Consider the following 8223-nt stretch of genomic DNA (forward strand, 5'->3'; position numbering starts at 1 on the left):
GCATGGAGGTTGATGACCTGATGTCTAATGCAGAAATTTCTGGCGTTGCCTGGACCGCAACCCGGGGGCGCGTGCGTCTGGGCATGCTTATCACGCTTGTCGTTGCCAGCGCCTGGGTCTTCGGGTCATGGCTGGTCGCCGAGAGCCTGTGCCTTGAGCGAACGTCCCGCATGCTCGAGCGGGAGCAGGATGCAGCGTCGTCAGCGGCGATCTCGCTCGGTGCCAATATCGGCTTTACTCTGGCACACATGCGCAACATCCCGAAGATTCTGGCCAGACAGCCCGAAATTGAAACGATCCTTTCCAGCATGGGCCCTGACGTACAGCGCAGCAATCTGGCGCTGCCCAGGTTCAGGAAAATGCTTGCAAAGGACACGCGCCTGTCGCATGTGTCGAAACGGCTCGAGACCATGGCTGCCGAACTCGGTGTCGACCAGATCTGGATCATGAATGCGGCCGGTGATTGCGTTGCGTCGGGCGGTTTTCCCCTCGCAACCACGGCAACCGGAGTGAACTATCTTGATCGTGAGTACTTCTGGATGGCGAAGCGGGAGGGTGTGGGCCGACAGTTTGCCGTCGGCCGTACGACCAATACGCCGGGAATCTTCTACTCAGCTGCGGTTGTCGTGGGCAATCGTTTTCTCGGGGTGATTGCCGTCAAGATCGACACGGTGCAGTTTTCGCGACTGATCAACGACAGGAATGCCTTTATTACTGACGAAAACGGGGTGGTCATCACGGCCACAGATACCGGCCTGCTCATGAAGACTGTTCCCGGGGCCAGGGTCAGCAGGCTTACCGAAAGCGAGCGGGAGAGTCGATATAAGCGGCGCGAATTTGCCATGCTCGCCGTTGATTCTCTGGATCTTGATGGGTTTCGTCTGTTGCGGCTGGAAGGTCACAGCACGCCAATGCTAATGGCATTTTCAGGGAATCAGGCAGACAATCTGAAGATCTGGGTGTTTCGGGAAGTCACCGAACTGTGGCGGATCAGGCAAGAAGGACTGTGGCCATTCCTTATCCTGCTGCTGGTCGGCGCTTTGCTGATTGCCAGCGTTGGCGCAGGGATCAACTACCTGCGCCGTGGCAAGGACCATCAGGCTGAAATAGCCCGGGTCAATGCCGAACTCATCAAGCTCAATGATGAATTGCGGGTGCAGGCCCGCTTTGATTCGATGACGGGGTGCAGCAATCGTCGGCATTTTCTCGAAGAGCTTGGCAATGAGCTGAAACGTTCCTCGCGCTTTGGTTTTTCCTGCTGCCTGGCGGTGCTCGACATTGATCATTTCAAGGAGGTGAATGATCAATACGGTCATGCGACCGGAGACATTCTCCTCAAGCATTTTGTCCAGACCGTGGGCAAATGCCTGCGCTCATCCGATTTGCTCGGCCGGCTTGGCGGGGAAGAGTTCGCACTGTTAATGCCGCAGACCGCTCTGGCTGGCGCATTCGAACTTGCCGAGAGAATTCGGGTTGCCGTCGAGTCTGCGGTCGCCATGTCCGGTCAGATCGAGATCCGTTTTACCGTCAGCATCGGGGTTGAGCAATGGTGGGGCGGTGATGATAGCGTAGAAACTTTTGTTGCACGGGCCGACGATGCGATGTACGAGGCCAAGCGTGGCGGCCGCAATCAGGTCTATGCCGAATCACCCAGCAACAATCTGAGCCTGTTTCCGGAAATTTAGCGGCGCAGTGCGAGTCCATCCTGCCTGATGGCTGCCGATCAGTGCTTCCCGCCGTAGCCCGAAATGCCGATGGCAATGCGAACGAGGTTGTAGCTTGCCCAGCGCAAGAGGCGTGAGTACCACGGGAGCTGTTGCCAGTGTTCCGCCAGCAGCTCCCGAGCGCCTTCGTGCATGGCCGTCTCCAGGCTGCGGCGCAATTGCCCGGCAAACTCATGGTCCAGTGCGATAAGGTTTGCTTCCTTGGATAGCAGCAGGCTGAAGGGGTCGATGTTGGATGAGCCAACCGTTGCCCACTGTTCGTCAATGACCGCCACCTTGGCATGCAGGAAGCTGTGGTGGTATTCGAAAATGTGTATGCCGGCGTTCAGCAGGTTGCCATAGAGTGCCTGCGTGGCGTAGTGCAGCAGAAGGTACTCGATGCACCCCTGGAGCAGAATGGTCACCCGCACGCCGCGTTGTGCGGCGTCACCCAGCGCTCGCCGGAAACGGCGCCCGGGCAGGAAGTAGGCGTTAGCGATCAGAATGTCTTTACGGGCGCTGGCGATTGCCACGAGATACGCTTCTTCAATGTCCCGGCGATGCCTGATGTTGTCACGCACGAGGAATGCCGCCATCTGCTTGCCGCATGGCGCGGGGTTCGGCGTTGGGTTGTTTGCTATGCGATAGCGACGCTTGAGCTTGACCCAGATGACGATTTCCCAGAGCCGGCGCATGGTGCTTTGGATCGTACGGAGTAGTGGCCCTGAAATTTGCACGGCATAATCGAAGCGTGGCGGCAAATGACCCTGCGGGCTGAGGTCGTCAATGATATTGATGCCGCCGACGAAGGCGATCTCGCCGTCAATGATGACCAGCTTGCGGTGTAGGCGGCGCAATCGGTGCCGGCGCAGTTTGAAAGGTGCGAGGTCCGGACGATAGACCACGGCCATGACGCCGGCGTCGGTCAGCGCAGGCAGCAATGTGTCTGCAAATGCGGGGGTACCAAAGCCGTCGACGAGAAGGCGCACAGCGACGCCACGCCGGGCGGCGGCGATCAATGCATCGGCGACAGCACGGCCAGTGCTGTCGTGTTCAAAGATATAGCTTTCAAGATGCACGTCGCGACGTGCTTCGCTGATCGCGATTAGCAGCGCCGGAAAAAATTCAGCCCCACTGTTGAGCAGAGTCAGCCGGTTGCCGGGAACAAAGTCTGCGGGCACCGTCAGCGCTTGGAATGGTCAGAATCATGGCGCAAATGCGCCGAGAGCGCGGCGTGATCGGAGATTTCCGACCACGGAGCAGCGCAATGTATTTCGGCCTGGACGACCGAGAAGCCGCGTACGTAGATGCGATCTAGGCGCAGCACAGGCCGCTTGGCGGGGAAGCTGCGTCCGGGTGATGCCGGGCTGCTACAGACGCCGCCAAAGACTTCTGAGAGGCCGAGGCGACGCGCCAGCAATTCGTTGGCTTCGTCGCGCCAGTCGTTGAAGTCGCCAGCGATGATCAGCGGCGAGTCGGGCTGTGCAATATCTTCCAGATGAAGGGCGAGGGCATCGAGCTGCCGGCGCCGTGAACGGGCGAACAGCGAGAGGTGGACGCAGACACAGTGCAACGCCATTTTCAGGCCCGGAACGTTGATCGCGCAGTGCAGAAGGCCGCGCCGTTCGAAGCGTAGGTGGGTGACATCCTGATTGTGCGAATGCTCGATTGGGTAGCGCGAAAGAATCGCATTGCCGTGATGTCCGTGATCGTAGATGATGTTGCTACCGTAGGCGGTGGCTTGCCACACGTCTTCAGCGAGAAAGTCCTGCTGCGGCTCGTCCGGCCAGTTGTCGATCTCTGCGGCATGCCGGCTGTTCATGCCCTGGACTTCCTGCAGGAAGACGATGTCCGACCCCAGGGCACGCAACTGCTTGCGCAGTTCGTGCACCATCATGTGCTGGTTGAACTGCGAAAATCCCTTGTGGATGTTGTAGGTGACGACTCGCAGTGTGTTGCCAACTGATTTTTTATTCGGCATGAATAGCCAAAGAAGTTAACCTGTTTAGAAAAACCTCTCAACGCAAGCAATCATTGCACGATTCCATAGGGGTGGCGGGAGAATCTTTTGGGTCAGTCGCAAGATGCTCACCCCCGCGTCAGTTGGGCGTAGAGCAGCGGCAGGCGGGCGGGGAGGTCTTCCGGCTTGCGGATGACGGTGAATCCGGCAGGGCCGAAGATGTAGGGCAGGTAGGCGCCGCCCGCGCGGTCTACAGTCACGCAGAAGGGCTGCAAACCCATGCGGCGGGCTTCGTGAATGGCCATGCGGGTGTCTTCGACGCCATAGCGACTGTCGTAGAGATCGAGGTCGTTTGGTTTGCCGTCGGAGATCAGCAGCAGCAGGCGGCGCGCGGCGGGTTGTTCGACGAGAATGCGCGAGGCCTGGCGCAGCGCGGCGCCGATGCGGGTGTAGTAGCCTGGCCTGAGGGCCAGGATGCGGCCCCTGCACTGGGCGTTGTAAGGTGTCGAAAAATCCTTGATCAGGTTAAATCGCACATTGTGACGTTTAAGCGAGGAGAAGCCGTAGAGGCCGAAGCGGTCGCCGGTGGCGCTCATCGCCTCGGCGAACAGCAGCAGGCTTTCGCGGATGACGTCGATGATGCGGTGCGAATCGCTGACCCAGTTGTCGGTGGATAGCGAGAGGTCGGCCAGCAGCAGGCAGGCCAGATCGCGCTCACAGCGTGCTTGCGCGAGGTAGGCGCCGTGGTCCGGGGTATGCCCGCTGGCCTGATCTGCGATGTTGCGCACGCAGTTGTCGATATCGAGTTCCGGGCCGTCCTGCTGCGCTTTCAGCCAGTGCCGCGCGGGCGCCAGGGCGGCGAATTGCTGGCGCAGCCGGTGCGCGGTTTTTTTCAGCGCATCCGGCAGTTTCGCGGGCTGCGCGTCAGCGGCGATCATCGGTTGCAGGCGACAGTGGTCGGGCAGTAACTCACCCATGCGGTAGTCCCACTCGGGGAGCGGAATGCCGGGGCCGACCGGCTGGTCATCCTCGGCGGCGGATGGCAGGTCGAGATCAAATTTGACGCGCGAAACGCGGGTTTTTGCATCACGGGTAATCGCGAGCTGATCCATGTCCTTGGCTGCTTCGGCCGCCAGCGGGTCGTCGTCCTCGTCAAAGGCGCGGTTGATGCGAACGTACTCACCCCAGGAGAGCAGGCTCTCGGCACGGAATATGAGCAGGAAGGGGCTGTCGTTCTTCGGCACTGTGACCTGCTCGGCTTTGTACGCCGGGCTGGTCGCGGAGTCATTGCCGCTGCCTTCGCCCGGCAGGTTGGCGTCGGTGGCGGCATCGGTGCGCGCGACATTGCCCGGTGGGGCGGCTAGCCACAGCGGAATTGGCTGCGGCGGGCGTGACTCTCGATGGAACAGTGGCGGCAGCAGGGCGAGGCTGCCCGGTTTGCACAGTGCCTGGCGTAGCGCATTCTCCTGTGCCGCCTCGTCATCAGCCATGGCCTGTGGCTCAATGCGGCTGGCCAGGTGCGCTGCGAGCAGGCGCTGGTAACGCGGCTTGAGGCCGGGGAAATGGCGCAGGGTGGCTTGCGTGGCCCGCTGGTTGCGCAGGTGCCACGGCAATTGCGGTGCTTCATCGCAGGCCGCCAGCGCGGCCAGCCAGAAGTAAAGGTCACGGTTGAGCGAGCGCTCCGAAAAAATGGCAATCTCGGACGGCAGGCGCAGAGTATCAGCGTCGAGCCGGGCCAGCGTCGCCTTGTCGCCGCTGCCAGCGATGCGCTGCATCAAGCGACGGTGCGCGCCGTGCGTTTCGGTCGTCGCCGCCGCCACCTTGAGCCCGGGGTCGCCGCCAAAGGCACGAAAGAGAATGCCGGCCGTTTTCTCGACCTCCGTGAGCGTCACCGCCGCCTCGGGATAGTGCCGCACCGCCACGCCAGTGGCCCATCGATGCCAAATCTTGCCGACGAATTCTTCCATTGCTAAGAACAAGCTCTTTCAACGCAGAGAACGCAGAGGCGCAGAGATCGCGGAGAAGAACCAGAAAATATATCGGTTTTCTCTCTGCGTCCTCTGCGCCTCTGCGTTCTCTGCGCTGAAAGCGGTTAACCTCCCTTGCCTATCGCACATTCGTGTCCTCATCCTCGGTCGCTCCTAACTGCCGTAGTCGTTTGAGCGTCGTAGCGTTGAAGCCGGCTTCGTTCTGGCGTGCGGCTTCGCCGCTGACCCAGTGCAGTAGCGCGCCCTGCGGCTGGTTGTGATTGGCTGTTTCACAGGCCGACAGGCACTGGCCGCACTGGGTGCAGGCGAACATCCAGCGTTTGACGTTGCGCGGTTTGAGGCGCATCGGGCAGACGGCGTCGCAGGCGCTCGTTTTGCCGCCGACGCAATTGGCGCAATCGTTGATGCGTTCGCGGTCAAAACCGACGACCATCGCTTTCTTGTTGCCGATCCAGGCAATGCTTTGCCAGATGCCGATGGCACAGGCGTAACGGCAAAAAAGATGGCGGGCGAAGAGAAATTCGGCAGAAAGGACGCTCGTTACCACGCCGATAAAAATGACCTCGTACTTGCTTAGGCTGAAGTTCAGCAGCCCGCCATAGACCTGAAAAGGCGGCATCAGGTAGGTGAGAAAGACCAGCGCCCAGGCAAAGGCGAAGCCGATGGCAAAGGGCACGACGAGCAGCCAGTAGCGTGCGTCACGTGCCGATGGTCTGCCGTCGGGCTCCCACGGCGCTGTTTCCCGCTTGTCCCACAACGAGTGCTTGCCGGTGGCGCGCAGCATCAGGCGGTTGATCGTTTCGACGACCGAGAAGTGCGGACACAGCCAGCCGCAATAAAGCCGCCCCCACTTCCAGGCGATACCCAGGATTAGAGCGAGCACGCCGAGCAGCGGCAGGAAAAGGTAGAGCAGTACGTTGCCGGCGGCCGTCAAAGGCGAAACCGTGCCGGCGATGAAATCGTCGATGCCGACATGCCATTCATGGGTCAGGAAGTAGGCATGCCCTTCTGTGAGGTCGTAACGCAGCAGATCAAAGACCGGTGTCAGGGTGAACAGTACAAAAAACCCCATCTGCATAAATAGGCGGCTGCGCTGAATGGTGGATTGCTTCATGCGTCTTGCGGTTTCGGGCCGAGCAGCGGGTAGCAGAAGGGCTTGCCGGCCATCGCGCGAGCAAGGCCGAGCATGCCGCAAACGACCAGGGTTGAATGCACGCAGGTGAAGTACATAATCACCAGCACCCAGGTCCACGCCCACTGTAATCCGCCAAAGGCGATGAAGGCGACAGTGAAGCCAGCGATTAGCGTGCCGCCCCAGAGGCTGACGAAAAAAGTCTGACGCAGGTGCTCGCGCGCCAGCGGTGGTACATCGGACCTTGTTCGCCACAGCCAGAAGAGCACGGCAAAGGCAATGCCAGGCAGGATCAGCAGGTTGGCCAGGTAGAGGGCTTCAGCGATGATCGCCAGATTCTGCCCCGGTTTTTGCGGCGTATGCTCATCGTCCATGATCAATACCCAAACGTGGCTTTGACGATCTCGAGCAGCGCTTCGGCCGTCTCGATGTCGTCGGTCAGGCTTTCGACGAGGGTGACGCGGCAGGCTTCAACCGGCGTCAGGCCGGCCTTGATCAGTGTCGCGGCGTACACCAGCAGGCGGGTTGAGGCCACTTCTTCAAGGTCACGGTCTTTCAGGGCGCGCAGCGAATTGCCGATGGCTACCAGGCGTTTTGCGGTGTCGGCATCAATGCCGGTTTCGCCGATCAGAATCGCCTGTTCACGTGCCGCTGACGGGAATTCAAAGCGCAAGGAAACGAAGCGCTGGCGCGTCGATGGCTTGAGCCCCTTCATCAGATTCTGGTAGCCTGGGTTGTAGGAGACGATGAGCATGAACGAGGGTGGCGCTGCGATCAGTTCGCCGGTGCGATCAATCGGCAGCACACGGCGGTCGTCGGCCAGCGGGTGGAGAACGACAGTGGTGTCCTTGCGCGCCTCGACCACTTCGTCGAGGTAGCAGATGCCGCCTTCGCGCACGGCGCGGGTCAGCGGCCCGTCCGACCAGTAGGTGGCGCCGTCGCCGATCAGGTGGCGGCCAACAAGGTCGGCAGCGGTGAGGTCGTCGTGGCAGGCCACGGTGTATAGCGGCAGGCCGAGCCGGGCGGCCATGTAGGAAACGAAGCGGGTCTTTCCGCAGCCGGTCGGGCCCTTGATCAGCAGCGGCAGCCGGTTTTTCCAGGCGTAGTCGAAAATCTCGACTTCGTTGCCGGTAGCGTCGTAGAAGGGCAGTTCCTGCGCCGTGTGCTGTGTTTTTGTATCCATTCGATTACCCTTGGAGCGAAAGAGAACAGGGCGAGTATAGTCGACCGATTTACTCAAACATTGATGCGGGTTAAACGCCCCGAAAAAAATGGCATCTACCTTGCGGTCGATGCCATTAACTCATAGAGGTAAGCCCCCGGCTCTGCCGGGGGACTCACCAAGGTTTGACCTTTACGACGGTCTGCGTGAATTTCTGATCTCTGCCAAGAGAAAGGAGATTCACAATGAAAGAGTACCAGAGCCTGAGCCATACGAGA

At 60.3% G+C, this 8223-nt stretch carries 7 protein-coding genes; 1 reads left to right on the forward strand and 6 read right to left on the reverse strand.

Annotation, left to right across the window (positions count from 1 at the left end; genetic code table 11):
* The first annotated feature begins 20 nt into the window (after nt 1-20).
* Entirely contained in the window at nt 21-1685 is a 1665-nt protein-coding gene (locus Q1J43_RS10450) for a sensor domain-containing diguanylate cyclase (protein WP_301102437.1), read from the forward strand.
* A gap of 38 nt (nt 1686-1723) precedes the next feature.
* Here Q1J43_RS10450 and clsB read toward each other — a convergent pair whose 3' ends face one another.
* The 6 genes from clsB to Q1J43_RS10480 form a co-directional block, all read right to left on the reverse strand.
* Nucleotides 1724-2884 (reverse strand): cardiolipin synthase ClsB, encoded by a 1161-nt coding sequence (gene clsB, locus Q1J43_RS10455; protein WP_301102438.1) that lies wholly within the window; start codon nt 2882-2884, stop codon nt 1724-1726.
* A gap of 2 nt (nt 2885-2886) precedes the next feature.
* Nucleotides 2887-3684: an endonuclease/exonuclease/phosphatase family protein gene (locus Q1J43_RS10460; protein ID WP_301102439.1), complete on the reverse strand. Its 798-nt coding sequence runs from the start codon at nt 3682-3684 to the stop codon at nt 2887-2889.
* A gap of 107 nt (nt 3685-3791) precedes the next feature.
* On the reverse strand, nt 3792-5630 hold the full coding sequence (locus Q1J43_RS10465) for a VWA domain-containing protein (protein WP_301102440.1): 1839 nt from the start codon (nt 5628-5630) through the stop codon (nt 3792-3794).
* A gap of 139 nt (nt 5631-5769) precedes the next feature.
* Nucleotides 5770-6765 (reverse strand): 4Fe-4S binding protein, encoded by a 996-nt coding sequence (locus Q1J43_RS10470; RefSeq protein ID WP_301102441.1) that lies wholly within the window; start codon nt 6763-6765, stop codon nt 5770-5772.
* Nucleotides 6762-7157: a hypothetical protein gene (locus Q1J43_RS10475; RefSeq protein ID WP_301102442.1), complete on the reverse strand. Its 396-nt coding sequence runs from the start codon at nt 7155-7157 to the stop codon at nt 6762-6764. The genes Q1J43_RS10470 and Q1J43_RS10475 overlap by 4 nt, the downstream gene beginning before the upstream one ends.
* 2 nt (nt 7158-7159) lie before the next feature.
* Nucleotides 7160-7966, reverse strand: a complete 807-nt coding sequence (locus tag Q1J43_RS10480) for a CbbQ/NirQ/NorQ/GpvN family protein (RefSeq protein ID WP_301102443.1) — start codon at nt 7964-7966, stop codon at nt 7160-7162.
* Nucleotides 7967-8223 lie beyond the last annotated feature (257 nt).

The organism is Propionivibrio sp., from assembly GCF_029255185.1.
In the GTDB taxonomy this organism is placed as follows: Bacteria; Pseudomonadota; Gammaproteobacteria; order Burkholderiales; family Rhodocyclaceae; genus Propionivibrio.

Coding starts and splice junctions, on each gene's coding strand:
- Q1J43_RS10450 (WP_301102437.1), top strand. CDS start 21: ATGTCTAATGCAGAAATTTCTGGCGTTGCCTGGACCGCAACCCGGGGG.
- Q1J43_RS10465 (WP_301102440.1), bottom strand. CDS start 5,630: ATGGAAGAATTCGTCGGCAAGATTTGGCATCGATGGGCCACTGGCGTG.
- Q1J43_RS10480 (WP_301102443.1), bottom strand. CDS start 7,966: ATGGATACAAAAACACAGCACACGGCGCAGGAACTGCCCTTCTACGAC.
- Q1J43_RS10460 (WP_301102439.1), bottom strand. CDS start 3,684: ATGCCGAATAAAAAATCAGTTGGCAACACACTGCGAGTCGTCACCTAC.
- Q1J43_RS10470 (WP_301102441.1), bottom strand. CDS start 6,765: ATGAAGCAATCCACCATTCAGCGCAGCCGCCTATTTATGCAGATGGGG.
- Q1J43_RS10475 (WP_301102442.1), bottom strand. CDS start 7,157: ATGGACGATGAGCATACGCCGCAAAAACCGGGGCAGAATCTGGCGATC.